The sequence below is a fragment of the Rahnella sp. Larv3_ips genome (assembly GCF_003697865.1).
Lineage (GTDB): Bacteria > Pseudomonadota > Gammaproteobacteria > Enterobacterales > Enterobacteriaceae > Rahnella > Rahnella rivi.
In genome coordinates, this window is the sequence record NZ_MJIB01000004.1 from 1,040,636 (window position 1) to 1,067,231 (window position 26,596).

The following is a 26,596-nucleotide window of genomic DNA, read 5'->3' on the forward strand; positions in this document are numbered from 1 at the left end:
CCAGCGAGCCGCTGGATGCGCGGATGCAGCCGGTGCTGAAAGAATTGCAGTCCCTCACGCCGCTGCGGGGAGTGCAGCTGCGTCAGTACGAAAACAACAGCGCCGAGGTGTTCAATGAGTTCAATAATGCCTCGCCGCGCCAGCCGGTCAGCCCGAAAGTCGGTGAACAGACGGATGAGGACGGGGATTCACTGAGCTGGAGCCTGCGCGATGAGCGCGACAATTACGGCGTTCTGCTGGCGCAGTTGCCGCCGGGGGAGCATCTGGATGACGATCAGCAACAGCTGATCAAAATGCTGATGGAGCAGCTGACCAGCACCCTGATGCTCGCGCGTCAGGCGGAACATCAGCAGCAGCTGATGCTGATGGAAGAGCGTTCGGCCATTGCCCGCGAGCTGCACGATTCGCTGGCGCAGTCACTTTCCTGCCTGAAAATCCAGGTCGCCTGTTTGCAGATGCACGCCAGCACGTTTTCGGAAGAGGATAAAAACCTGTTACAGCAGATGCGCGATGAACTGAGCACCGCGTACCGCCAGCTGCGCGAGCTGCTGACCACGTTCCGCCTGACCCTCAATACCCCCGGCCTGCGCGCGGCGCTGCAACACACGGTGGATGAATTCTCCCGCCGCATGGGGCTGACCATCGGTTTCGATTATCAGATCCCCCCGCGTTCCGTTCCGGCGAATCAGGGAATTCATCTGCTGCACATCGCCCGTGAAGCGCTGAACAATGCTTATAAACACGCCCGCGCCACGCAGGTGTCGGTGTCCCTGCACTGCGATGACGGGGAAATTACCCTGCGCATTAGCGATAACGGCCAGGGCATTTCACCGAACGCTGAACGGCAAAATCATTATGGCCTGATCATCATGCAGGATCGCGCCAGCACCTTACATGGCACCTGTCGGTTCGACCGACGTCCGGACGGCGGCACTGAAGTGCGCGTGCGTTTCCGCCCGGAAGCCCTGCCAATTAATCCCCAGGAGCAAGTATGAACGACATCACCCCCTCCACTATTTTGCTGATTGACGATCATCCTATGCTGCGCAACGGCGTCAAACAGCTGATCGCGCTGGACGCCAGCCTGAAAGTGATCGGCGAAGCCAGCAACGGCGAACAAGGCGTGGAACTGGCAAAACAGCTGGATCCGGACCTGATTTTGCTGGATCTGAATATGCCCGGCATGAACGGCCTGGACACGCTGGATAAAATGCGCCAGACCTCGCTGTCAGGCCGCGTGGTGGTTTTCAGCGTCTCCAATCATGAAGATGACGTGGTGACCGCACTTAAACGCGGCGCCGATGGCTATCTGCTTAAAGACATGGAGCCGGAAGATTTACTGGCCGCGCTGCATAACGCCGCCGCTGGAAAAATGGTGCTCAGCGAAGCGCTGACGCCGGTATTAGCAGCCAGCCTGCGGGAAAGCCGCCCGAGCGGTGACCGCGATATTCAGTCCCTGACACCGCGCGAACGCGACATCATCAAACTGATCGCCGAAGGTCTGCCGAATAAGATGATCGCCCGCCGTCTTAACATCACCGAAAGCACGGTGAAAGTTCACGTCAAACATCTGCTGAAAAAGATGAAACTGAAATCACGCGTCGAAGCCGCCGTGTGGGTGTTGCAGAGTAACGTCTTGTAAGACGGTCTATTATGCGGGGCACGGCGATGTCGCCCCGCTGCTGATCGGATTTGCCTGCCGCATCGCAATCTAAATCGAAATCATTACTATTCCGCTTTAATTTTCGCTACTCTGTCCGCATGATTTATAGCGCCGAATCCTATTCGCCCCCGACAATGCAAAGATTTCTCGACAGTTTCCGTGATACGCCCGTCAGTTGGGTGGCGGACACCTTTAAACCGCTGACGCCGCTGGTCACCAACGCGGTGCCTGTGACGCATCTCACCACCCCGGAAGGCTGTGCCAGCATGCTTAAACGCTATCTGGATGCCAATTCTGCTGACGCCTCGAAGTGCGACACACGCCGCGCGCGGATTTCGATGTGGTCACAGTGGTATTTCGCCACCCTGCTGCCAAGCTGGGTGATCGTCTCGCTGCGTCACGGCTGGCAGTTGCCGATCGCCGCCGAAAACGTCTACCTGTGTATGCAGGAAGAAGGGTTACCCGCGCAGATTTATCTCGATGGCGAAGGCGAAGCGCTGACCTCTTCTGAACCGATGGCGCGTTTCGATGTGATGATCGAGCAGCATTTACGCCCGGTGTGTGAAGCGCTGGCAGAATTCTCCGGCCTCAAGCCAGGTATCTACTGGAGTAACGCCGCCATCCGCGTTGGCTGGGGCGTAAAACAGGCCGAGCTGGTGAACGCAGATATCGCCGACGGCATGGCGCTGATGGAATCCCGCGAGCTGCGCTATGGCGGTAAAAACCCGCTGTTTCAGCCGATGCGTGCCGAAAATCCGGCCGACCCGGACAGCCCGCAATACCGCAAACAGTGCTGTCTGCGGTACGATCTGGCTGACCATGCGATGTGCCCTTCCTGCCCGTTATTGCTAGCAGAACGTAAATCTGGCAAAAGACGCAAAACGCTGGCGGAGTAATTTCGTGACCCGCCAGCCACTTACAAAAATTGACATAGTTAAGTCTAAAAAATCATTGGATCTTAGCCACAGATAATTATAAGAATTAGGTTATATAGACCAACGAGGTATTTATCATGACTATGAAAAAACCTGAGAGCTGGCCCTCCGCCCTCAACTCGCTGGCCTCAGACGTGCTTGCCACGCTGTCGCAACCCGTTAACCGCGTATGGAATATGTTAACTGGCACTCAGCAGCCGCTCAGAGCAAGGATTGTTCACCGTTATGCCGTGCCGTCCTCGCGCACCATCAGCGTGGCGGAAGGATTCTTCGGGTTTATCCCGGTGGAATCGTATGAAAACGAGCGCTTCATTCTGGAAGTCGCTTACGCCGACAAACAGTATCAGGTTGAAGTACCGCGCGCGTATTACCAGAAAAGTAACATCGGCGACGGGATCGACATCCACACGCTCTGAACCTTTTCACCCTCTCCTTTTTCCGCTAACAGGCGATGCTCACGGGCATCGCCTGTTTTGTTTCGCCTCGTCATTCCTCTTTAAATTCTGTTCAACTCCACAGATTTCGCTTTTATTTTGCTCAGTTCCTGAAAAATATTGACATAATGATCACCTGAATTTAGAAAATTATTTACATTCCATTCTGATAACGATCTGAGGTTTTTGATGACCAGCCAGACTTCCCCTGCTGTAACCAGCGCCAGCCAGTCCCGTCGTGCACTCGTCGCCGGTTCGGTCGGCAACTTTATCGAATGGTACGAATTCGGTGTTTACGGGTATCTGGCGACGCTGATCGCCGGTAACTTCTTCACCCTCGAGGGCCAGAGCGGGCTCACCGGGTTATTGCTCACCTACGCCTCTTTCGCCCTGGCATTTTTCTGCCGTCCGATAGGCGCGATCATTTTTGGCCGCATCGGCGACCGCATTGGCCGTAAACCTACGCTTATCGCCGTCGTGCTGCTGATGACCGTCGCCACCGCCATCATTGGCCTGCTGCCCACTTACGCGCAGATCGGCGTGGCGGCACCGCTGTTGCTGACGCTGATGCGCATGTTCCAGGGGCTGTTTGCCGGGGGAGAATTTGGCGGCGCGGTTTCGCTGATGACCGAGTTCGCACCGAAGGGCAAGCGCGGGATTTACGGTGCATGGCAGTCGTTCACCGTGTCACTGGGTTTACTGACCGGCGTCGGGCTGGTAGCGATTCTGGTGCAGACACTGCCGGAAGCGCAGATGAAAGACTGGGGCTGGCGTATTCCGTTCCTGCTGGCCCTGCCGATGGGGCTGGTGGCGCTGTGGCTGCGTCTGAAACTCGATGAAACACCAAGCTTTGTCGCCAGTAAAAAACCGGATGTCAAAACCCGGCAGACGGCGGCGGAAAAAGCTTCCGCCATTGCCACCGCGAAAGCCATCGCCCTGGGTATTGGCCGTATGATGGGCTGGTCAGCGGGCGGTTATACGTTCCTGGTGGTGATGCCTTCTTATCTGCAAACCTCGCTGCACGCCACGTTCTTACAGGCACTGGTTGCCACCGTGCTGGCGAACGTCGGTTTCGCCATTGCCATTCTTCCTTCCGGCTGGCTGAGCGATAAAATTGGCCGTAAAAAAGTCATGATGGCCGCCGTGCTGGCGGTGATTATTCTCAGCTTCCCGCTGCTGCATTTGCTGCAAAACCCTGAGAGCAGCCTGCTGGCGAAAGGCATTGCGGTGCTGATCGCCGGTGCCACCATCGGCATGATCGCCGGCCCCGGTCCGGCTATGCTGGCGGAAATGTTCCCGACCCGCGTGCGCTACACCGGCCTTGGTCTGTCGTATTCGCTGTCGAATGCGGTATTTTCGGGCTGTGCGGGGCTTATCATCACCGGTCTTATTAAAGAAACCGGCAATCTGGATATTCCGGCGTACTACGTGGTAGCCACCTGTATCGTCAGTCTGTTTGCGCTGATGACCTTGCGCAAAGATGACCACCTGCGCGAACTGGAAAAATAGCCGATGAAAGGAATGAATTTGCAGTCGCGGCTGGAGGCGTTGCAGGGCAGTTTTTCGCAGGCAGAACAGCGGGTGATTACCCTGATCATCAGCGATCCGCCCGGCGTGGCGCAGCTCGGCGTGGCGGAACTGGCAAAGCGCGCCGCCACCAGCACCGCGACCGTGGTGCGCGCCAGTCGTCGTTTAGGCTTCGAAGGCTATCCGGCGCTGCGGCTGGCGTTAGCCGCTGAACTGCCGCGCAATGCCCCGGCGGGAGAACCGCTGGTGGCCGACATCGGCGAGGGCGACACGCCGAAACAGATCCTGCATAAACTGCTGGCGTTTGAAGTGGAAGGCGCGAGCGCTACCGCGCAACTGCTCAGCGGCGACACCCTCGAACAGGCCGTCAGCGTGCTGTCGCAGGCGCGGCGTATCGACGTTTACGGAGCCGGTGCCTCCGCGCTGGTGGCACAGGATTTTTGCCAGAAACTGCGCCGTATTGGCGTCATCGCTCAGACCTACGGCAGTACTGATGAAAGTCTGGTCAGCGCCTGCCAGTTAACCGCCGCCGATGTGGCGCTGGCGATTTCCCACTCCGGAGAAACCACCGGCGTGCTGGACGCGCTGATGCAGGCCAAAAGCAGCGGCGCGATGACGTTATCTATCACCGCTGGCGGGCGTTCCCCCCTCGCCCGCAAAGCCGACGTCGTGCTGCTGACCAGCGGTCGCGAACTGGGTTTTCGCGCCGCCGCGATGGCCAGCCGCACCAGTCAGTTACTGATCATCGACTGTCTTTATATCGGTATCGCCCAGCGTCTGCCGGGTGCGCGCGATGCGCTGCGTAAAACCCACGACGCCGTCCGCCAGCGCCGCCGCTGAATTTACTGCGATCCGGAACGCGCCTTCTATACTTCTTAAAACACGACGTTTTATGAGGGCAACTATGTTCACCCATCGTTTGGTATTTCCTGCCAGTGTGCTGCGCGGGCGCGGGGCGATTAAACATCTTGGCGCGATGTGCGGACGTTTAGGCCAGCGCGCCATGCTGGTGGGCGGTAAACGCGCCATTGCCAGCGTCGAGGCAAAAGTCGCCGATCAGCTCGAACAGCAGATGGTGAGCTATCTTGGCAGCGAAGTGTTCAGCGGCGAATGTTGCCAGCAGGAAATCAACCGCCTGGCCGACATCTTCCGCACGCAGGGCGTCGAGGTGATTATTGCCACCGGCGGCGGCAAAGTCATCGACACCGCCAAAGCCGCGGGCGTCGCCTGCAACATTCCCGTGGTGACACTGCCGAGCATTGCAGGCACCTGTTCTGCCGTCACCTCACTGACCTTTCGCTACCACGAAGACGGTCAGTTCCGCGATATGTTCCCCCTCTCCTGCGGCCCGGCGGCGGTGGTGATTGACGCCGATCTTCTCGCCACCTCGCCGCTGCACTGGCTTTCGGCAGGCATCGGCGACACGCTGGCAAAGTGGTATGAGTACCGCGCCATCAGCGATCTCAGTCAGCTCACCGGCCTGGCGGGCGTTGCGCGAACCAACAGTGAGCTCTGTTATACCCTGATCGAACATTTCGCCGCCGATGCCTGTTTCGCGGTGCAGGAAGGTAAAGCCAACAACGCCCTCGAGCAGGTCCTCGACGCAATTTTCCTTTACGCCGGGCTGACCTCGGTGATGAGTAACGGCGCCCATACCGGCGCAGCACATGCCTTATACGAGGGGTTCACCGCCTGCGCCAAAACCCGCCACGTCGCCCACGGCCTGCTGGTCGGTTACGGTAATCTGTGCCTGCTGGCGCTCGAAGGCCGCAGCGACGAAGAATTACTGACCGCCATCGCCCTCGCGCGTGCCAGTGCGGTGCCGACGCAGCTTTCTCAGCTCGCCGAGGGCATCACAGAGGAAGATCTGGCGGTGATTATTGACAGAAGCCTGAGTACACCGGATATGGGGAACATGCCGGGGGAGATCACGTTTGGGGGGGTTCGCGGGGCAATTGAGAGAATAGAGTTGATATCCTTGTCAGGGGGGAGCTAATCAGGGTGTTTCAGGGAGATCTGCGAATACTTCAAGGTCAAAACCTTGGGCTCGCCGCCCAAACGGGCCTTAAGGGGGGCTTATCGCCGCCCCCCTTAAGAATCCCAGGCTCTTTCACTGCGCGCTACCGCTCGCGGGCTATGTTTCAGAAACTCCTCCTATTGCCGCAAACGCCGCCGCTGCGCGGTCCTCTCATTTCAGGTTCGGACCCGCTCGGAAAAACACCCTCGCGGTTTCTCACCGTTCATTCGACGTCGTTTTGAGCGCGGCCAGAGGCTATGTAAAACAGAGTTTTTTACCCTCCACCTGCGAAGTGGGATGAGAAAAGTAAAGCAAAACCAAACTGATTTCCTTTGACTTTAAAATGCCATTGGCCGCGCTCAAAAATCACGCCGGAGGGAGAGGCACCGTTTTCGACTTTTTAATTCATAAACTTAAGTCTAAATAAACTTTTGAAGGAAATAGCCATTGGCCGCGCTCAAAAATCACGCCGGAGGGAGCGGTGGAAAACCGCGCGTGTTTTTGCGCGGGTTGTAACCCGACTGGAGGGCACCGCGAAGCGGCGGGATTTTGCGGCAATAGCCGTAGCCGCTGGAATATAGCCTGCCAGCGACAGCGCGCAGTTCAAGAGCCCGGGGGGTCTTGGGGGGCGGCGGCGATAGGCCGCCCCCCAAGTCGGTGTGGGCCGACGCCCACGGTGTTGACCTTGAACTTGACCTTAAACTCAAATCCCCCAAAACTGTTATACACATCCATCACCAAACTGTATCTGTTATACACCCCCTCCCCGTGTTTCAATCCCTTCCCTCATGAAACCATGAAACCATGAAACGCCACAATTTGAATAAATTTTAACCAATGTGGTTCTACCACCTATCCTTGGTTAAAGGGATCACCTGCAAAAAAAGAGGTTCTATGTTTGGTCTGGATGCCCTGGAGCTGGCACGTATACAGTTCGCTTTCACCGTTTCCTTCCACATTATTTTTCCGGCTATCACCATCGGGCTTGCCAGTTTTCTGGCGGTGCTTGAGGGCATGTGGCTGAAAACAAAGAAAGAGGAATACCGCGACCTTTACCATTTCTGGTCGAAAATTTTTGCCGTTAACTTCGGGATGGGCGTGGTGTCCGGGCTGGTGATGGCTTACCAGTTCGGCACAAACTGGAGCTTTTTCTCCTCGTTCGCCGGGAGCATTACCGGCCCGTTGCTCACTTATGAAGTCCTGACCGCCTTCTTCCTCGAAGCCGGTTTTCTTGGCGTCATGCTGTTCGGCTGGAACAGAGTCGGCCCCGGCCTGCACTTTTTCGCGACCTGTATGGTGGCGCTCGGTACGCTGATGTCCACGTTCTGGATCCTGGCCTCCAACAGCTGGATGCACACGCCGCAAGGGTATGAAATCGTCAATAACCAGGTGATCCCGGTCGACTGGTTTAAAGTGATTTTCAATCCGTCATTCCCTTACCGCCTGCTGCATATGACCACCGCCGCGTTCCTGTCTTCGGCGTTCTTTGTGGGCGCGTCTGCCGCCTGGCATCTGCTGAAAGGCCGCAACACGCCCGCGATGCGCACCATGCTGTCGATGGCGATGTGGATGGCGCTGATCGTCTCGCCCATTCAGGCCTTTCTCGGTGATGCGCACGGCCTGAATACCCTGAAATATCAGCCCGCTAAAATCGCCGCCATTGAAGGCCACTGGGAGAACAAAAACAGCGAGCCGACGCCGCTTATCCTGTTTGGTTACCCTGACATGCAACGCGAGGAAACCCGTTACGCCCTCGAAATCCCCTATCTGGGCAGCCTGATCCTCACGCACAGTCTGTCCGAGCAAATTCCGGCACTGAAATCTTTTCCGAAAGAGGATCGCCCGAATTCGACCATCATTTTCTACACCTTCCGCATCATGGCCGGTCTGGGGATGCTGATGATTGTGCTCGGTCTGTGGAGTCTGGTGCTGCGCTGGCGCGGCAATCTGTATGAGAACAAAGCGTTCCTGCGCTTTGCCTTATGGATGGGCCCTTCCGGGCTGATTGCCCTGCTGGCGGGGTGGTTTACCACGGAAATCGGGCGGCAGCCGTGGGTGGTGTATGGCCTGCTGCGCACTAAAGATGCCGTCTCCAGCCACGGGGCGATGCAGATGAGCATCAGCCTGCTGCTGTTTGTGGTGATTTATTCGTCGGTGTTTGGCGTGGGCTATCTCTACATGATGAAGCTCATCCGCAAAGGGCCGCAGCCGCACGAAGGACAAAGCAGCGAACACGGCGGTCCGGGGCAACATCGCACACCGGCGCGTCCGCTGTCGGCCATCAAAGAACCACTCGAAGACGAAGGTAAAGGAGTCTGACATGGGTATCGATCTTCCGCTGATTTGGTTTTTGATCATCGTCTTTGGCGTGATGATGTACGTGGTAATGGACGGTTTTGATCTGGGGATCGGCCTGCTGTTTCCGCTGGTGAAAGAAGAGCATGAACGCGATGTGATGATGAACACCGTCGCCCCGGTCTGGGACGGCAACGAAACCTGGCTGGTGCTCGGCGGCGCAGGGCTGTTCGGTGCGTTTCCGCTGGCGTATTCGGTGATCCTCGATGCGCTGGCGATCCCGCTGACGTTAATGCTGTTTGGCCTGATTTTTCGCGGCGTGGCCTTTGAGTTTCGCTTCAAAGCCAGCGCGCAGAAACGCCATGTGTGGGATAAATCCTTTATCGGCGGTTCGGTGCTGGCGACGTTCTGTCAGGGCGTGGTGCTGGGCGCAGTGATAAGTGGCATTCCGGTGGTGAACCGGGCGTATGCGGGTGGCGCGCTGGACTGGCTGACGCCGTTCAACCTGTTTTGCGGGGTGGGTCTGGTCGTGGCTTACGCCCTGCTCGGCTGCACCTGGCTGATTATGAAAACCGAAGGACACTTGCAGGACAACATGCACAGCCGCGTCAGGCCGCTGCTGTTCACCCTGCTGGCCGTGCTGGCGGTGATCAGTATCTGGACGCCGCTCACCCACGGTGATATCGCCGACCGCTGGTTCACGCGGCCAAATCTGTTCTGGTTCCTGCCCGTTCCGGTGCTGGTGGTGCTGGTGTCGGCATGGATGCTGCGGGCGGTGCAACGTCGGGCACACCATGCGCCGTTCCTGCTGACGCTGGCGCTGGTGTTCCTCGGCTATACCGGTCTGGGCATCAGTATCTGGCCGAATATTATTCCGCCGTCTGTGTCGATCTGGGAGGCGTCGTCCCCGCCGCAAAGCCAGGGCTTTATGCTGGTGGGCGCGCTGTTTATCATCCCTGTGATTCTGGTTTACACCTTCTGGAGCTACTACGTTTTCCGCGGGAAAGTGACGCCGGAACAGGGCTACCATTGAGGCTGACGAGGTGAATGATGAAGAAACTGATCAGAGAAATGGACGATGACACCGTCATCAGGCAGCCGTTCTGGAAACGCATCGGCTGGATGGCGATGATCTGGCTGGGCAGCGTGTTGGCACTGTTTGCCGTCGCGTCAGTGTTTAAGCTGCTGATGGCCGCAGCGGGAATGCGCACACACTAGGAAAAGCTGGCAGAACAGCACATGTCTGCCAGTGAGAAAGAAAAAAACCTCCGTCATGGCTGGCGGAGGTTTTTCATTAGCGATCAGAGCAGCAGATTGTCGAGCCGGTCATCATCAATGCCGTCAGGTTCAAGGTGCGCGGTCACGTCAGCAGATTTAAACAGCAGACTCACCGCCATTTCCGCCGCATCACCGATTTCATGACCGACATCGACGGTCAGATTGCCGTCCACTTCGAGATGAAACTCCACGAACACGCGGTCCCCGCCATTACGGGTGCGGATATCGTGCACACCGCGCACGCCTTCGACGCTCAGCACGGCGGCTTTCACCCGCTTGCGGTCGATCATATCCAGTTCACGATCCAGCAGTTGCTTGAGAGCATCCGCCGCCATGCCGCGTGCGTTCCAGATCATATAGAAGGAAATCAACAGCGCGCCGATAGAGTCGGAACGGGTCCAGCCGAGATGACGTTCGAGAATCAACGCCACCAGCACCGCGATATTCACCGCCACGTCAGTGACGTAATGCGCGCGGTCTGCGGCAATGGCCGTTGAACCGGTACGTTTCACCACATAGGTCTGCATCAGCACCAGGCCGGTAGCGGCGAGCGAGCTGCCAATAATGACCCAGATACCCAGACCGAGCTGCGCCAGGGGTTGCGGATTGATAATGCGCCCGATGGATTCACCGCCGAGCACCAGCCCTGCCGCCCCCAGCAACAGTGCCTGTACAAACGCCGCCACGGCTTCGGCCTTGCCGTGACCATAGCGGTGGCCTTTGTCCGCCGGGCGCAGCGCGTAGCGCACACCAATCAGCGTCACCATTGAAGCCAGCACGTCCACCAGCCCGTCAGCCGCCGAGGTCAGCAGCGCAATCGAACCGGTGGCCGCCCATGCCCAGACTTTCACACAGACCAGCACCAGCGCCACGCAAAGCGACACCAGTGACGCAATGCGCGTCAGGCCTTTATAAGAAGGTGCAGGACGGCTCATGGCTGACCCCACGAAGACAGATCATTTTGGGCGTTTATCACAGGGATATCCTGAAGCAGATAATCAACTTTATTTGAAAAATACAAATACCAGCCCAGCATTATACATCTTTTTGCCGTTTTCGGAGCTTCCCTATGGTGTGGATCTTCGTGCCCTCACTAAGGTTTATTGACTTATATTTACTTGCTTTTACATCAATACAATCTAGGTTAAAACAAGATTTCTTTGTTCCGGCCACAAACGCCGATAATCAGAAGAGCATTATGACAAACGACAACAAGCCACAGCCTTCCGCGTCGGATGACGCACACACAGAACTTGATTCCAGCCAGATTAAATCGGGAGAAGGACACAGCCCGGATCCTGAAGATAAGAAAGAAGACAAGGATGACGCCGACGAAAAAGGCAAAGGCCCCGGCAAGAAGCCTCTGATTATTCTGGGTATTGTGGTGGTTGTGATGGTGGTGGTCGCCCTGATCTGGTGGCTGATGACCAAAGATCAGGTCAACACAGATGACGCCTTTATCGAAGGCGATGCGGTGACCATTGCGCCGAAAATTGCCGGTTACGTCACCAGCCTGTCAGTGAAAGATAACCAGTTCGTTAAAAAAGGCGATTTGCTGGTCGAAATCGATCCGCGTGACGCCACCGCGCAACGCGATCAGGCACAGGCGCAGCTCGGGCTGGCCGTGGCTCAGTTGCATCAGGCGCAGGTGCAGTTTGATCTGGCGAAAGTGCAGTATCCGGCGCAGCTTGCCCAGGCAAAAGCGCAGCAAACCCGCGCCGAAGCCAGCCTGATGAATGCCACCGCCGATTTCCGCCGTCAGCGTGGTGTGGATCCCCGCGCCACGACGCAACAAAACATCGACTCTTCCAGCGCGCAGGTTCGCTCCGCCGCGGCCGATTTAGAAAATGCCAAAGCGCAGGTTCAGGTGGCGGCACAGGTTCAGCTGCAAATTCGTCAGGCCCAAACCAACGTAGAAGCCCGTCAGCAGCAGGTTGAACAGGCGAAAGCCCAGCTGGAAAGCGCCACGCTGAATCTGTCTTATGCGCAGGTTCGCGCGCCGTTTGACGGCTATGTGACCAAGCGTAACGTGCAGATCGGCACGCTGGTGCAGGCCGGTTCTTCGCTGTTCTCCGTGGTGTCGAAAGACATCTGGATCGCTGCCAACTTTAAAGAATCTCAGCTTGAACGGATGCGTCCGGGTAACAAAGTTGAGATCACCGTGGATGCTTATCCTGATATCAAATTGCAGGGCCATGTGGACAGCGTTCAGCAAGGCACCGGTTCACGCTTCTCCGCTTTCCCGGCAGAAAACGCCACCGGTAACTACGTGAAAATCGTGCAACGCGTTCCGGTCAAGATCGTGATCGACAGCGGTCTGGATCCGAAACAACCTCTGCCGCTCGGCCTGTCGGTTGAGCCGACGGTGACCGTAGAATGAACGAAGACCGCAGTTACTGGAAACCCAAGGCCAATCCCTGGGCGGTTGCTGCCGTTGTCACCATCGCGGTGTTCATGGAAATTCTGGACACCACGATCGTCAACGTGGCGCTGCCGCACGTCGCCGGCTCGCTCTCTTCCAGCTACGACGAATCCACCTGGGTGCTGACCTCGTATCTGGTCGCCAACGGCATAGTGCTGCCGATTTCCGCCTTCCTCAGCCGCGTGATGGGACGTAAAACTTACTTCCTGATCTGTATCGGCATGTTCACCGTCTGTTCTTTCCTGTGCGGTATCGCCACCGAACTGTGGCAGATGATTCTGTTCCGCATCCTGCAGGGCTTTTTCGGCGGGGGTTTACAGCCGATTCAGCAGTCGGTGCTGCTCGATTACTTCAAACCTGCCGATCGCGGCAAAGCCTTTGGCCTGTCGTCCATTGCCATCATCGTGGCACCGGTCATCGGCCCGACGCTTGGCGGCTACATCACGGACCATTTCAGCTGGCGCTGGGTGTTTTTGATCAACATCCCTGTCGGGATCATTGCCCTGCTGGCGATTTATCAGCTGCTGGAAGATCCGCCGTGGGAGCGTAAAGCCAAAGGCAAACTGAGTATTGATTACATCGGTATCGGGCTTATCGCGCTGGGGCTGGGCTGTTTGCAGGTGATGATGGACCGCGGTGAAGATGACGACTGGTTCAAATCCGGCTTTATCGTCACCTTCGCGGTGCTGGCGGCAACCGGCATTGTCGGGGCGATTTACTGGCTGCTGTACGCGAAAAAACCGGTGGTGGATTTACGCTGCCTGAAGGACAAAAACTTCGCGGTGGCGGGCCTGCTGATGGCCGGTATGGCGATGATTCTGTACGGCAGCTCGGTGGTTATCCCGCAACTGGCGCAGCAGCAACTGGGTTACACCGCCACGCTCTCCGGGCTGGTGATGTCGCCCGGTGCGATACTGATCGTGCTGTCGATTCCGCTGGTGCTCAAGCTGATGCCGATTATCCAGACGCGTTACATTATCGCTTTCGGCTTCTTCCTGCTGGCCGCGTCTTTCCTCTTTTCGGCAAGGCTGACGCCAAACGTTGATTTCGAAACGCTGGTGATGTTCCGCAGCGCGCAGTCGATCGGCCTCGGGTTCCTGTTTGTGCCGCTCACCACTATCGCGTTTATTACCATTCCGCAACGCATGAACGCCGATGCCGCTGCGCTGTTTACCATGTTCCGTAACGTGGCCGGCTCGATCGGGATTTCTCTGGCGACCGCCGGGGTGACCGAGCGAACGCAAGCGCACAGCGCGCATATGGTGCACAACATGTCGCCGCTCAACGAACAGTTTAATCAGGCCGTGACCAAAAGCGCCGCCGCCATCCGTGATTTCGCCCACGTTCTGGGCGACCCGATGCAGCTTGCCACCGCGCGGATGTATCAGGAGATGGTGTCGCAATCGCGCATTCTGGCTTACATCGATGTGTTCGGCTATTGCGCCATCGTCGCCGTTATTTTGATTCCATTTTGTTTCCTGCTTTCGCCTGTGAAGAGCGAAGGTAATGCCGGAGCACATTAAGTTGAAAAAGATAAGCTCTACGCCGGGTCATCAGCATTCCGGTGTCCGTTTTCTGACACTCTCGACCTTAACGCTGGTATTAGCCGCCTGCTCCGTCGGCCCTGACTATCAGAAACCTCAGACGGCCACGCCGGGGGCATTCAACGATATGACCCCGCCGAAAGACAAAGACGGGGCGTCGATTGCCCTGCCTTCGGAGCCGAATCCGTTATGGTGGAAAGCCTTTAACGATCCCCAGCTCGACAGCCTGGTCACCCGTGCCATCGCCGGCAATATCTCCTTGCAGCAGGCAGTGCTGCGCATTGCCGGTGCGCGCGAACAGGTGAAACAGGCTCAGGGCGCCTGGCTGCCGTCCGTACAGGGCAACGCGAAAGTGACCCGTCAGCAGCTCGGCCTGAAAGGGATCCTGGAATCGAGCGGTGCGTCTGATCAGTTAAACGATCTCAGCCCGCAGGCCTCCGGCGCCATCGACACCGCCACGCGCCCGGTGGATTTGTATCAGGGCAGCTTCGATGCCAGCTGGGAGCTGGATTTGTTTGGCGGCACGCGCCGTCAGGTGGAAGCCGCCAACGCCCAGACCCAGTCTTCCGTCGAACAGCGCAACGATGCGTTAGTGTCGCTGGAAGCCGAAGTCGCGCGTGCTTATCTGCAACTGCGCGGTGCTCAAAGCATCACGGCATCGATTCAGACACAAATCGACGTCGCCCTGCAGACGCTGAGCCTGACGCAGAACCGGCAGCAAAACGGGCTGTCGCCGCAGCTGGATGTGGAAAATGCCCGTGCGCAGTTAGGTTCCCTGCGCGCCCAGTTGCCGCAGTATCAGGCACAAGAACGTCAGGCGATGAACGGCCTGGCGGTGTTACTCGGTCAGACGCCGGGCTCGCTGGATAACGAACTGGCCGCCGTCAAACCGATGCCCGCCCTGCCCGCCGCCGTGCCGGTGGGCGTGCCGTCGCAGCTTGCCCGTCGACGTCCTGACGTGCGCAAAGCCGAAGCCGATCTCCATGCCGCCACCGCCAATATCGGCGTGTCCGTCGCGCAACTGTTCCCGAGCATCTCGCTTACCGGCCAGTTCGGGATGCGCAACACCGATGCCAGTTATCTCGACAACTGGAGCAGCCACTTTTACTCCATCGGCCCGTCGGTCACCGTGCCCATTTTCCAGGGCGGTCGGCTGGTGTCGAGGGTGCACCTTTCCCGCGCGCAACAGGCCAATGCGGCGCTCAATTATCGCCAGACGGTGCTGACAGCGCTTCAGGATGTGGATAACGCGCTGGTCAACTACCGCACCGATCAGGATCAGGTCAGCGGGCTGGATCAGACGACCGAAGCCTTGCAGACCGCGTTTGATCTGGCGAGCGACAGCTATCGTCAGGGGCTGTCCACCTTTATCAACGTGCTGGATGCCCAGCGCCAGCTGGCACAGGCGCACCAGCAATCTGCCGAAGCCAGAGTGAAAACCAGCACCGATCTGGTTTCATTGTATAAAGCGCTGGGCGGCGGCTGGGAACCGTATCAGAATGTGGAATTACCGACCTACACGGTATTTGGCCCGGCTGCTACGCCGGACGTAAAAGTAAAAACGACCGCCGGGGAATAACCGCAGCATGAACGACATTGCAACAGAAGATAAAAAACCCAGCTGCGATTCAGTGATCAACAGCGTGGCTTACCGCGACGGTAAGCGTTTGCAGGACGTCACGGTCGAAGACATCAGCGAAGTGCTCAAAGAGCCGGATACATTTGTCTGGCTCGGGCTGTGGCAGCCGGAAGACAGCTACATGCGCAGCATTCAGGAAGAATTCGGCCTGCATGATCTGGCCATTGAAGATGCACTGACCGCCCATCAGCGGCCAAAAATAGAACAGTACGGCGAGTCACTGTTTATTGTTGTGCACACCGCGCAGAAGGTTAAAGAGAGCATCGAGTACGGCGAAACGCACCTGTTTCTGGGCAAGAACTTCCTGATCACCGTCCGTCATGGCGCGTCATCGAGTTATAAAGAAATCCGTAAACACGCGGAAGAGCGGCCGGACATGCTCAGTAAAGGCCCGGCGTATGCGCTGTACTGTGTGCTCGATTCCGTGGTCGATAACTATCTGGAAATCCTGCATCAGTACACCGAACAGTTCGATGCCATCGAAAAGCTGATGTTCCAGAACACCTTCAATCAGCAGGCGGTGCAGCAGGTGTATAAACTGCGCCGCGATTTGCTGTCGCTGCGCAACGCCGCCGTGCCAATGGAAGATATCTGTAATCAGCTCAGCCACCATTACGAAGAGCTGGTGCCGAAGGGCCTGCGCGCGTATATCCGCGATGTGCAGGATCACGCCAATCAGGTGATAAAAACCACCGATGACATGCGCGAAATGCTCTCCAACGCCATGCATGTGAATCTGGCGCTGGTGTCAGTGCATCAGAATGAGGTGGTGCAGCGTCTGGCGGGCTGGGGGGCAATTCTGGCGATCCCGACGGTGGTGTTCAGTCTGTACGGCATGAACTTCAAAAACATGCCGGAACTGGACGACTGGTGGGGTTATCCGGTGACGCTCGGCGTGACGTTTGTCGGTTGCGTATGGTTATACTGGAAGTTGAAAAAGTCCGGCTGGTTATAATCTATTACCTGATTAATGCATAACAGTTACATGCGAATAACACTTTCCGGTGTTATTCGCCTTATTATCCCTTTCTCACGCGTTAACTTCCGCTTTTATCTATTTTCGCTTCCCTGCCTGCGAAGAATACTTATATACTCATTCGCATCTTTCCCGCCGGAAATAGTATTTCTATGTCAGTTCGCTTCGCGATTTCACAGTTTATGCATTCACTACGCTTGCCAGGCAAGCGGGTCAGTGCGTTGCTGTTCGCGTTATGCTGGCTGGTACTGAACGCTCAGCTGGCGCTCGCCAGCCACCCGTGTGACCTGCGTCCGCCGGTGGAAAATACCCAAATGCAACACAACCAGTTCATGCAAATGCCTGATACACAAGCGCATATGCAGAGTCAGTCGGTGTTGTGCGAGAAGCATTGCGTCCCGGAAAGAACCTCGTCTGATAACGGCACCGTGCCGCTGCTGGCCGTGCCGGTCGCCCAGACGTTAGCCCTGATCACCGTCGATGCCAGCGCCGCCGTCACCACGGCTGACTGGACTGCCCCGCCGGTTATCGCTCCTCCCGCCGAAGTCCGGTTTTGCCGATACAGAGAATAGCGCCCTGCTGTCGCGGATGTTTTTCCGCATCCGAAATTAAATGAAATTACCCTGCCAGATTAATGGCAACTTTCCTTTATGACAGTATTGGAGTATTTCCCATGCGCGCTTTATTTAATTTATTCTCTGTTAGTCTTTTCTTTATTTCCGTTTATTCCTTCGCGGATGTCATGCCCGCCGGTCACGATCATAGGGCGATGCAACAAGACGCCACGGTTTATCAATCCGAAGGCATCATCACTCAGTGGCAGGCCGATCGCGTGGGGATTTCCCATCACGCCATTCCTGCACTGAAATGGCCCGCCATGACCATGAACTTCCGTCTGCCGCCACAGATCACCGCCAACGCCCTGCCCGCCGGAACACCGGTTGCCTTCAGCTTCGTCAAAACTGAGTCTGCGTATCAGTTGCAGACACTCACGCCGCTGACACGCTGACAGGGGAATTACACATGCTGACTTTACCGCGTCGCCTTCGGGTGACGTGGCACTGGCTGCTGGCTTTTATGCCGGTCTGCGCCTTTGCCACACCCGTTTCCCTGCCGCAGGCGCTGGTTGCCGCGCAGGAATATTCCGCTGAGCTTTCCGCCAGCCGCCACCAGATCAACGCGCTGGATAACCGCGCGGACGCCGCCATGCAGTTGCCGGATCCGAAGCTGAAATTCGGCATTGAGAACCTGCCGGTCGGTGGCAATAACACTCGCCGCTTTACCCGTGAAGGCATGACCATGCAGCGCATCGGCATCATGCAGGATTACGTCAGCAGCACGAAACGCGAGCGTAAGGCCGACACCCTGCGCGCCGAATCGCGGCAGGTGGCGGCGGGCACACTAAGTATCCGCGCCCGGTTGCAACGTGACACCGCGCTGGCCTGGATGGCGCTGGCGATCGGCGAGCAGAACGTCGGCCAGGCCGGGTCGCTGGTGGCAGAAAGTGAGCGGCAGATTGGTGTACAGCGCGGCGGCGTCAGCAGCGGCAGCGCCCTGCCTGCCTCGGTGCTCGACGCCCGTCTGACCCTGATTGCCATGCAGGACACTCTCACCCAGGCGAAACGTGACGTTGAGCTGGCGCGCACCCGTCTGAGTCAGCTGACGGGCATCGATCACCCTGACATCCGTGGTGAGGTGCCTGCGGTCAGTGCGTTGCCCGCCAGCGCGCAGCAGGCGGACAGCGTCAGCCTGCACCCGGAAATTCTGCAGGCGCGGCGCGAGGCGGAAGTCGCGCAGTCGAAATCCTCCGAATCGGCGATTGCCGCGCTGCCCGACGTGGGTGTCGAAGTGTATTACGCCCACCGTGCCGACGATTATGACGACATGGCAGGCATCATGTTTACCGTCGATTTACCGCTGTTTACCGCCTCGCGACAGGACAAAGATCATGCCGCCGACCGGTCGATGGCAATGGAAAGCAACGACCGGCTGGCACAGCTGACGCGGGATCATCAGGCGCAGCTGAACACGCTGGTGACGCAATATCAGGCCGCCGTCACGCTGTGGCAACGGCAGGTGAAGGATGTCATTCCGCTGCAACAGCAGCGTATTGGCGTGATCCAGGCGCAGTATCGCGCCGGGAAAAGCAGCCTGAATGATGTACTCGGCGCGCGCCTCAGCCTGCTCGACAGCCAGCTGGCCGGGCGTAACGCCGAACTGGAAGCCGCCCGTTTCTGGGTCGCCCTGCGCTATCTCGCGCCACAGGAGGATCTTCAATGACATCCGCGAAAAATTACAGCCTGCTGGCCGTCGCCATTCTGGCCGCTCTGGCCGCCGGTTACCTTGCCGGACGCCACAGCGTCCCCGCGCCAACGCAGGTTTCTGACGCGCCCGCCGCACGCAAGGTACTGTACTGGTACGATCCGATGACGCCGGATCAGCGTTTTGACAAACCCGGAAAATCCCCCTTTATGGATATGGATCTGTTGCCGCGTTACGCCGGTGACGTGGAAGACGATGGTGGCGTGACGGTCAGCGCCCGTCAGCAGCAAAATCTGGGGATGCGCAGCGAGACAGTGCAGCGGCGGATCCTCTCGGCCCCGCTTAACTTTTACGGCACGGTCGCCGCCGATGAGCGCAGCCTGCGTACCGTCTCTGCCCGCGCCGCCGGTCTGGTGGAAAAACTCTACGTTGCCGCCAGCCAGCAGCAGGTAAAAAAAGGCCAGAAACTGGCGACGTTGTGGATCCCTGACTGGACCGCCGCGCAGCAGGAATATCTGGCCGTACGCCAGCTGGGTGACCGCAGCCTCAGCGCCGCCGCCCGTCAGCGTCTGGCCTTACAGTTTATGCCCGAGGACGTGCTGCGCCGCGTCGAGAAAACCGGTCAGCCGCAAACCCGTATCGACGTGATTGCACCGGTGGACGGCTATCTCAGCCAGCTTGCGGTACGCGAAGGCGCGCAGGTCAGCGCCACGCAGCCGCTGTTCGAACTGACCAGCCTGCAACAGGTATGGATTGTGATCGATTATCCTCCCTCCGCCGCCAGTCAGATCCAGACAGGGAGCAAGGTCACTGCCAGCGCAGACAGCCAGCCCGGCGAGCTGTTCCACGGCACCATCAGCGAACTGCTGCCGGACGTAGACGCCGTCAGCCGCACGCTGAAAGCCCGCGTGGTAATGGAGAATTCGCAACATAAACTGCGCCCCGGTATGTACCTGACGATGGCGCTGGACGCCGTGTCACAGGCTCCGGTTCTGGCGATCCCGCAGGAAGCGCTGATCCAGACCGGCAGCCGCAATACGGTACTGCTCGACGACGGCAATGGGCATTTCACTGCGCAGGCAGTGACGACCGGCGCGACGCGTGATGGCTGGACGCAGGTGCTTTCCGGCCTGGAAGAAGGTCAGTCTGTGGTGACCTCCGGGCAATTCCTCATTGATTCCGAAGCCAGCCTGCGCAGCGCACTGCCCGCGGCAGCCGCGCCGGCAAAAGCGCATCAGCACGGAGGTGATTTATGATTGCCGCCGTGATCCGCTGGTCGCTGAAAAACCGGCTGCTGGTGTTGCTGGCCGCGCTGATCATGGCCGCCTGGGGTATCTGGTCATTGCAGAAAGCACCGCTCGACGCCCTGCCGGATCTCTCGGACGTGCAGGTGATTGTGCGCGTCAGTTACCCCGGCAAAGCGCCGCAAATTATTGAAGATCAGGTGACCTATCCGCTCACCACGACGCTGCTCTCCGTGCCGGGCGCGAAAACCGTGCGCGGCTTTTCGATGTTCGGTGACGCTTACGTGTACGTGCTGTTTGACGACGGCACCGATCCCTACTGGGCGCGGTCACGGGTGCTGGAATACCTCAGTCAGGTGCAGTCCACGCTGCCGCCGGGGGCCAAAGCCTCGCTGGGGCCGGATGCCACCGGCGTCGGCTGGATTTACGAATACGCGCTGGTGGATAAAACCGGCAAACACAGCCTCGAGCAGCTGCGCGCCCTGCAGGACTGGACGCTGCGTTATGATCTGAAAACCGTGCCGGATGTGGCCGAGGTCGCCAGTATTGGCGGCATGGTGCGCCAGTATCAGGTGGTGGCCGATCCGCAGCGGATGCGCGCCCGTGGCGTGACGCATCAGCAACTGGTGACAGCATTACAAAGTGCCAATCAGGAAAGCAGCGGCTCACTGCTGGAAATGGGCGAAGCCGAATACATGGTGCGCACCTCCGGTTATCTGAAAAGCCTGGAAGATTTCAACAACGTGGTGGTGACGGCCAGCAACGGCATTCCGGTGTTAATTTCTGACGTCGCCACCGTGCGCACCGGCCCCGAACTGCGGCGCGGCGTGGCGGAGCTGAACGGTGAAGGCGAAGTGGCCGGTGGCGTGATTGTGATGCGCTCGGGCAAGAATGCGCTGGAAACGCTGAAAGCGGTGAAAGTGCGTCTGAATGCGCTGGCCCGCACCCTTCCGGCGGGCGTGGAGATCGTGCCGGTGTATGACCGCCAGCCGCTGATTGAACGGGCCATCGTGACGTTGTCACATAAACTGCTTGAAGAATTCGCGGTAGTGGCGGTGGTCTGCGCGCTGTTTCTGTTTCACTTCCGCTCGGCGCTGGTGGCGATCATCACCCTGCCGCTCGGCATTCTCGGCGCGTTTATCGTCATGCACTATCAGGGGGTCAGCGCCAATATTATGTCGCTCGGCGGGATCGCCATTGCCATCGGGGCGATGGTCGATGCGGCGATTGTGATGATCGAGAATATGCACAAAGTGCTGGAACAATGGCGGCACGATCATCCGGGGCAGCAACCGACCTCCGCAGATTACTGGAAGGTGTCTGAACGTGCGGCAACCGAAGTCGGCCCGGCGCTGTTTTGCAGTTTGCTGATCATCACCCTGTCGTTTATTCCGGTGTTTTCACTGGAGGCGCAGGAGGGCCGGATGTTCTCCCCGCTGGCATTCACCAAAACCTATGCGATGGCGGTTTCCGCGGGGCTGGGCATCACGCTGGTGCCGGTGCTGATGGGGTATTTTATTCGCGGGAAAATCCCGGATGAAAACGCCAGCCCGGTCAACCGCTGGCTTATCGCCGCCTATCAGCCGGTGCTTTCCGCGGTGCTGAAACGCCCGAAAACCACGCTGTTATTCAGCGGCCTATTTCTGCTGGTGTCGCTGTATCCGCTGGCAAAGCTGGGCAGCGAATTTATGCCCGCGCTGGATGAAGGGGACTTGCTGTACATGCCCTCCACGCTTCCGGGGATTTCCGCCCGCGAAGCGGCGCGGCTGTTGCAGCAAACCGATCGCCTGATCAAAACCGTGCCGGAAGTCGCCAGCGTATTTGGCAAAGCCGGACGGGCAGACAGCGCCACCGACCCTGCACCGCTGACCATGATTGAAACCACCATCCGCTTTAAACCCCGTGACCAGTGGCGGCCTGGCATGACGCCGGACAAAATCATCACCGAGCTGGATAACGCGGTGAAACTGCCCGGCATCGCCAACGTCTGGGTGCCGCCGATCCGTAACCGGCTGGATATGCTGGCTACCGGCATCAAAAGCCCGGTAGGCATCAAAGTGAACGGCAATAATATTGCGCAGATCGAAGCGGTTGCGCAGCAGATTGAGCACATTGTCAAAACCGTGCCGGGCGTCACCTCGGCGCTGGCTGAGCGTCTGGAAGGTGGCCGCTATGTCGATATTGCTATCAACCGCCGGGAGGCAGCACGTTACGGTGTCACGGTGACGGAATTGCAGTCGCTGATTTCAACGCTGGTGGGCGGTGAAAACATCGGTGAAACCCTGGAAGGCCGCGAGCGGTATCCCGTCAGCCTCCGTTATCCACGCGAGTTACGCGATAACGTGCAGGCGCTGCGCGATTTGCCGGTACTGACCGCCTCCGGCGCGCAGGTGCCGCTGTCGGCGCTGGCATCCGTCACGGTCACCGACGGCCCGCCGATGCTGAAAAGCGAGAATGCGCGTCTGTCGGACTGGATTTATGTGGATTTGCGCGGCCGCGATTTGAAATCTGCCGTCGAAGAGATGCAGCGGGCGGTGAATCAGCAGGTGACATTACCGGAAGGCGTCACGGTGAGCTGGTCGGGGCAATTTGAATATCTGGAGCGCGCCACGGCAAAACTGAAAATCGTGCTGCCGGTGACGCTGCTGATCATCTTCGTGTTGTTGTACGTCACGTTTAGCAGCGTGCGGGATGCGCTGCTGATCATGGCGACGCTTCCCTTCGCCCTGACCGGCGGCATCTGGCTATTATACCTGCTCAGCTACAATCTGTCGGTCGCCGCTGCCGTCGGTTTTATCGCGCTGGCCGGCGTGGCGGCGGAGTTTGGGGTGATCATGGTGCTGTATCTGAATCAGGCGGTGCAGCGCCAGCAGAAAACCTGGGGGGAGATGACTGAAGCACAGCTGTGCGAGGCGATTCACCACGGCGCGGTGCTGCGCGTACGGCCAAAGGCCATGACCGTCGCCACCATTATGGCGGGTTTACTGCCGATCATGTGGGGCGGCGGCACCGGCTCGGAAGTGATGCAACGCATCGCCGCCCCGATGATCGGCGGCATGGTCAGCGCGCCACTGCTTTCAATGCTGGTGATCCCGGCGGTGTATTTGTTAATTCATAGGAAGAGGGCTAAGTCGCTGAATAGCGAGTAATCGTTTAGGGTTAATCGAGAGAGTTTCGGTTTCTCACGTGTGGTGATCACTTAACGCGCTGCGCCGAAACCGCCCAAAAGGGGCCAGGACGGGCCCCTCTTGGATCTCCCCCGTCTTTTTACTGCGCGCTGCCGCTCGCGGGCTATGTTTCAGAAACTCCTCCTATTGCCGCAAAATCCCGCCGCTTCGCGGTACCCTCCGGTCGGGTTACAACCCGCGCAAAAACATGCGCGGTTTTCCACCACTCCCTTCGGCGTGATTTTTGAGCGCGGCCAATGGCTATGTCATTCAAATGATTTTTGAGTGCGGCCAATGGCTATGTAATTCAGATGATTTTTGAGTGCGGCCAATGGCTATGTAATTCAGATGATTATTGAGACTTAATTTTTTGATTTATTTTTGATTTATAAAGTCGAAAACGGTGAGGTTGTGCTTTAAGAAGCCTCTGGCCGCGCTCAAAACGACGTCGAATGAACGGTGAGAAACCGCGAGGGTGTTTTTCCGAGCGGGTCCGAACCTGAAATGAGAGAACCGCGCAGCGGCGGCGTTTGCGGCAATAGCAGGAGTAACTGAAACATAGCCCGCGAGCGACAGCACGCAGTTAAAAAAACGCGGGATTGTTAAGGGGCGCGTTTACGCCCCTTAACCCGGTGTGGGCCGGCGCCCACGACCTTGAACTATGAGGATTCTTCTGCCGCCGCAATCCGCGCCAGCGGCTGTTCCAACACCATGGTCTGGGTCTGGCTGAGGCTGATTTCGGCAGCGCGCAGCATCTTGAGGATTTCGTACAGCAGGTCGCTGCGCGTTCCGCCTACCATGCGCGGGCTGTTGACGTAACCGGTGACGCTCAGCACGATGCCGGTCGGCCCCAGTTCCTTAAAGCTCACGGACGGCGGCGGGTTTTCCAGAATCGCTTCGTGCAGGTTGTAGGCGTCAAGTAACAACGTGCGTACCTGCTCGGGGTCGATGTCCAGCGGGAAAGTCAGGACAATGGTCGCTACGCCCTGCGCGTTACCCATGGTGGCGTTACGCACGTTCTGCGAAATCAGCTGGGAATTCGGCACAATCACCGTCGATTTATCACTGAGCTGAATTTCGGTGGCGCGAACGTTGATACGACGAATATCCCCTTCCACACCGCTGATGCTGATCAAATCACCCACTTTGACCGGACGTTCCGTCAGCAGGATCAGACCGGAGATAAAGTTCTTCACGATCTCCTGTAAACCGAAACCAATACCGACCGACAAGGCGCTGACGATCCACGCCAGTTTGTTCCACTCAATGCCCAGCGATGACAACGTCAGCATGATGATCAGCACATAACCCACGTTGGTGAACAGCGTCACCAGCGAGGCGCGCATGCCGCGATCCATCATGGTTTTTGGCAGGAAATCGTTGTCCAGCCAGCGCTTGGCGGAGCGCAGCACGTACCAGCCCACCACCAGACACAGCACCGCATTGACCGCGTGCGCCGGAATAATGTTCAGGCTTTCGAGGCCTTTACCGCCCCACATGTCGACAATTTTACTCAGCAATTCCAGCGGCGTGGTGGTGCCGAACGTCCCGTTAAGCAACGCAACGGCGGCCATCAGCAACAGCGCTGTTTTACCGAGCGCCGAGCACAGTGTCGCTGCCAGCGACAGGTGACGATCGTTGACGCTCAGCGTGCCTTTCAGGATTTTGCCGCTGTGTGTGGTCGCCGAAAACACGCTTTCACACAGATCGACCCAGAAGTGAATCAGCAGATACAGGCTGCAAACCACCAGACCGATCCACAACAGTTCGAAAGTGACAAAACGCGCCAGCGGAATGTAGCCAATCAGCAAGGCGATCAGAATGACGAAGGCCGTCAGGCTGATCACCAGATGGATAAGCCCGGCCAGCGTGGAGCGCGCTTCGGTCTGCTCACCGTCGGCGCGCATTTTACGGCGCATACGGTTAACGCGAAGCGGCGCAATCAGGCAGTTGAGCGCCACCAGCAACGCCGCCAGACCATTGCCAAACAGCGTGGCGGCGATGCTCGCGCCGACCAGATTGTTCAGCTGTTCGATAATGCCGAACAGGAAAATAAAGCCCGCCAGCAACACCGGGAATGACGCCAGCGTTTTCGCCAGCGGATCAGCGATGCCCGGTAAACGCCAGGACGGATGGCCGTTAGACAGTAACGCGATACCCAGACCGGCGATCACCGCTGAGAAATAGGTCAGTTCAACCAGTTGTTCGGCAAATTCATTCACCCACTGCGAGGTGTCCGGCAGGCGGGTGAAGATAAAACCGAGTAACTGGACGCTGATGCCCAGCGTAAAGGTGGTGCTCAGGGTGGTGAAACAGGCCAGGAAACTGCGGCGAAAACGCCCCTGCGGCAACCAGCGCGGCAGGATCCAGTTCATCGGGCGATCCAGCGTTTTCCGGCCAAACACGCCAATCAACAGCGCCAGCAGCAGATAAATGCCCGTGCCGACGCGCCAGTCCGGGCTCCACGCCTGCGTCCAGGCATCGCTGACCTGCGAGCCAAAATCGTCAAAGCGCGCGGCATCGTCTTCATTTGGTGTGATCAGCGGTGACCAGAAATTGCTGCCGAGAATACTGCCGGTATTGAGCGCGATTTGAGTTTTCAGCGCGTCACGGCGCATCCCGGAAATCTGCGAGGACAGATTTCGCGCACCGGTCGCAATACCTTTGGTTTGTTCAATCTGGGTAGTCAGCAACGTTTTGCTGTTGTTGAGTTTATTACGCTGGCTGACCACCTGAGGCGTTTCAGTCAGCGTCCCCGCCGCCGGCGCGGGGCCGAGAACGTCGAGTTGCGCCTGCACTTCTTCCAACTGCGGTGCCAGCGCCACGGCCAGTTTGTCGGCGTCTTCGGCCAGCTTTTGCGCGCCGTCGTTGAGGCCGGTAAATTTCTTATCGGTTTTCGCCGCCGACACCTGCTGCTTGAGCTGATCCAGACGTTTTTGCAGCGCAGGTAACGCCGTGGTGGCGTTGACTTTCACCGGCTGCTGGGCATCCGGCTGGCCGGTGGCTTCATCGGCCTGACTCAGCGTGGGGGTCATCAGCAGACATGACAACAATGCCAGCAACAGCGGCATTCTTAACAATTTTTGCATAGAAAAAGGATTCCGGAAGTTCGGTAAATTATTGTTTTATGAATTTCCGGCTAAGAATACCTGTTCTTAGTCGGAAAAGTAGTAGGGATTGTCTGTTTGTCTGA

Annotated in this window: 22 protein-coding genes; 20 read left to right on the forward strand and 2 right to left on the reverse strand. The window is 58.0% G+C overall.

Annotated elements, in window-relative coordinates; all coding sequences use genetic code 11:
* From ED901_RS07035 to ED901_RS07080, 10 genes are all read left to right on the forward strand, one after another.
* On the forward strand, positions 1–995 hold a 995-nt coding region (locus ED901_RS07035), incomplete at its 5' end, for a histidine kinase (RefSeq protein WP_240993882.1).
* Positions 992–1,642, forward strand: a complete 651-nt coding sequence (narL, locus tag ED901_RS07040; RefSeq protein WP_056780379.1) for a two-component system response regulator NarL — start codon at positions 992–994, stop codon at positions 1,640–1,642. The genes ED901_RS07035 and narL, both read left to right, overlap by 4 nt.
* A gap of 155 nt (positions 1,643–1,797) precedes the next feature.
* Positions 1,798–2,559, forward strand: a complete 762-nt coding sequence (fhuF, locus tag ED901_RS07045; protein ID WP_122095427.1) for a siderophore-iron reductase FhuF — start codon at positions 1,798–1,800, stop codon at positions 2,557–2,559.
* A 116-nt stretch (positions 2,560–2,675) separates the two neighbouring features.
* Entirely contained in the window at positions 2,676–3,014 is a 339-nt protein-coding gene (locus ED901_RS07050) for a hypothetical protein (RefSeq protein ID WP_056780385.1), read from the forward strand.
* 207 nt (positions 3,015–3,221) lie between these two features.
* Entirely contained in the window at positions 3,222–4,541 is a 1,320-nt protein-coding gene (locus ED901_RS07055; RefSeq protein ID WP_122095428.1) for an MFS transporter, read from the forward strand.
* 3 nt (positions 4,542–4,544) lie between these two features.
* Entirely contained in the window at positions 4,545–5,399 is an 855-nt protein-coding gene (locus ED901_RS07060; RefSeq protein ID WP_122095429.1) for a MurR/RpiR family transcriptional regulator, read from the forward strand.
* Positions 5,400–5,463: 64 nt separating this feature from the next.
* On the forward strand, positions 5,464–6,555 hold the full coding sequence (locus ED901_RS07065) for an iron-containing alcohol dehydrogenase family protein (RefSeq protein WP_122095430.1): 1,092 nt from the start codon (positions 5,464–5,466) through the stop codon (positions 6,553–6,555).
* Between the two features lie 915 nt (positions 6,556–7,470).
* The gene (locus ED901_RS07070) at positions 7,471–8,895 is read left to right on the forward strand and encodes a cytochrome ubiquinol oxidase subunit I (RefSeq protein WP_122095431.1); all 1,425 of its coding nucleotides are present in this window, start codon (positions 7,471–7,473) and stop codon (positions 8,893–8,895) included.
* A gap of 1 nt (position 8,896) precedes the next feature.
* Positions 8,897–9,904 (forward strand): cytochrome d ubiquinol oxidase subunit II, encoded by a 1,008-nt coding sequence (gene cydB, locus ED901_RS07075; protein WP_122095432.1) that lies wholly within the window; start codon positions 8,897–8,899, stop codon positions 9,902–9,904.
* Between the two features lie 38 nt (positions 9,905–9,942).
* Entirely contained in the window at positions 9,943–10,089 is a 147-nt protein-coding gene (locus ED901_RS07080; protein WP_217204176.1) for a DUF2474 domain-containing protein, read from the forward strand.
* Positions 10,090–10,172: 83 nt separating this feature from the next.
* Here ED901_RS07080 and ED901_RS07085 read toward each other — a convergent pair whose 3' ends face one another.
* A complete protein-coding gene (locus ED901_RS07085; protein WP_122095433.1) occupies positions 10,173–11,084 on the reverse strand; it encodes a cation diffusion facilitator family transporter in 912 nt (303 codons plus the stop codon).
* Between ED901_RS07085 and ED901_RS25060 the strand changes: the two genes are divergently transcribed.
* The 10 genes from ED901_RS25060 (at position 11,083) to ED901_RS07130 (ending at position 23,385) form a co-directional block, all read left to right on the forward strand.
* The gene (locus ED901_RS25060) at positions 11,083–11,256 is read left to right on the forward strand and encodes a hypothetical protein (protein WP_156362042.1); all 174 of its coding nucleotides are present in this window, start codon (positions 11,083–11,085) and stop codon (positions 11,254–11,256) included. The genes ED901_RS07085 and ED901_RS25060 overlap by 2 nt on opposite strands.
* Before the next feature lie 91 nt (positions 11,257–11,347).
* Positions 11,348–12,529, forward strand: coding sequence for an HlyD family secretion protein (locus ED901_RS07090; RefSeq protein ID WP_056780406.1), 1,182 nt, complete (start codon positions 11,348–11,350; stop codon positions 12,527–12,529).
* Entirely contained in the window at positions 12,526–14,094 is a 1,569-nt protein-coding gene (locus ED901_RS07095; protein ID WP_122095434.1) for a DHA2 family efflux MFS transporter permease subunit, read from the forward strand. The genes ED901_RS07090 and ED901_RS07095 overlap by 4 nt, the downstream gene beginning before the upstream one ends.
* On the forward strand, positions 14,078–15,694 hold the full coding sequence (locus ED901_RS07100; protein ID WP_122095435.1) for an efflux transporter outer membrane subunit: 1,617 nt from the start codon (positions 14,078–14,080) through the stop codon (positions 15,692–15,694). The genes ED901_RS07095 and ED901_RS07100 overlap by 17 nt, the downstream gene beginning before the upstream one ends.
* Before the next feature lie 7 nt (positions 15,695–15,701).
* Positions 15,702–16,709, forward strand: coding sequence for a magnesium/cobalt transporter CorA (gene corA, locus ED901_RS07105; protein ID WP_122095436.1), 1,008 nt, complete (start codon positions 15,702–15,704; stop codon positions 16,707–16,709).
* Between the two features lie 173 nt (positions 16,710–16,882).
* Positions 16,883–17,302, forward strand: a complete 420-nt coding sequence (locus tag ED901_RS07110) for a hypothetical protein (RefSeq protein WP_056780421.1) — start codon at positions 16,883–16,885, stop codon at positions 17,300–17,302.
* A gap of 101 nt (positions 17,303–17,403) precedes the next feature.
* The gene (locus tag ED901_RS07115) at positions 17,404–17,739 is read left to right on the forward strand and encodes a copper-binding protein (RefSeq protein ID WP_122095437.1); all 336 of its coding nucleotides are present in this window, start codon (positions 17,404–17,406) and stop codon (positions 17,737–17,739) included.
* Positions 17,740–17,753: 14 nt separating this feature from the next.
* Complete coding sequence (locus ED901_RS07120) at positions 17,754–19,010, forward strand: TolC family protein (RefSeq protein ID WP_122095438.1); 1,257 nt, start codon at positions 17,754–17,756, stop codon at positions 19,008–19,010.
* The gene (locus ED901_RS07125; RefSeq protein ID WP_122095439.1) at positions 19,007–20,248 is read left to right on the forward strand and encodes an efflux RND transporter periplasmic adaptor subunit; all 1,242 of its coding nucleotides are present in this window, start codon (positions 19,007–19,009) and stop codon (positions 20,246–20,248) included. Before ED901_RS07120 ends, ED901_RS07125 begins: the two co-directional genes overlap by 4 nt.
* Positions 20,245–23,385 carry an efflux RND transporter permease subunit gene (locus tag ED901_RS07130; RefSeq protein WP_122095440.1) on the forward strand — a complete coding sequence of 1,047 codons (3,141 nt, stop codon included), beginning with the start codon at positions 20,245–20,247 and terminating at the stop codon, positions 23,383–23,385. The genes ED901_RS07125 and ED901_RS07130 overlap by 4 nt, the downstream gene beginning before the upstream one ends.
* Before the next feature lie 677 nt (positions 23,386–24,062).
* Here the strand turns inward: ED901_RS07130 and ED901_RS07135 are convergent.
* A complete protein-coding gene (locus ED901_RS07135; RefSeq protein WP_122095441.1) occupies positions 24,063–26,492 on the reverse strand; it encodes a DUF3772 domain-containing protein in 2,430 nt (809 codons plus the stop codon).
* Positions 26,493–26,596: the final 104 nt, after the last annotated feature.